This window comes from Rahnella sp. PAMC25617 (assembly GCF_050606005.1).
GTDB classification, from domain to species: Bacteria; Pseudomonadota; Gammaproteobacteria; order Enterobacterales; family Enterobacteriaceae; genus Rahnella; species Rahnella variigena.
In genome coordinates this window covers 1-226 of record NZ_JBOCUM010000224.1, presented here as the reverse complement: position 1 = coordinate 226, position 226 = coordinate 1, and the positions used below count along the sequence as shown (strand labels likewise).

Below are 226 nucleotides of genomic sequence, written 5' to 3'. Positions count from 1 at the left end.
CATGATGTCATTGATTTGCTCTGCATCAATGGTTTCCCATTCCAGCAAGGCCTTGGTCATCATTTCGACCTTGTCGCGGTTGCTTTCCAGCAAAGTACGCGCCAAAGCATATTGCTTGTCGAGAATGTTGCGGATTTCAGCATCGACCTTTTGCTGCGTCGCTTCCGAGATCGTCTTGGTGGCGCCACCGAAGAAACCTTCGTTTTCGCTGTCTTCGTAGACCATC

The 226-nt window shown here is 50.0% G+C and carries 1 pseudogene; it reads right to left on the bottom strand.

From position 1 onward, the window contains the following. A pseudogene (locus ACM615_RS24230) lies at positions 1-226 on the bottom strand (hypothetical protein); the annotation flags it as partial.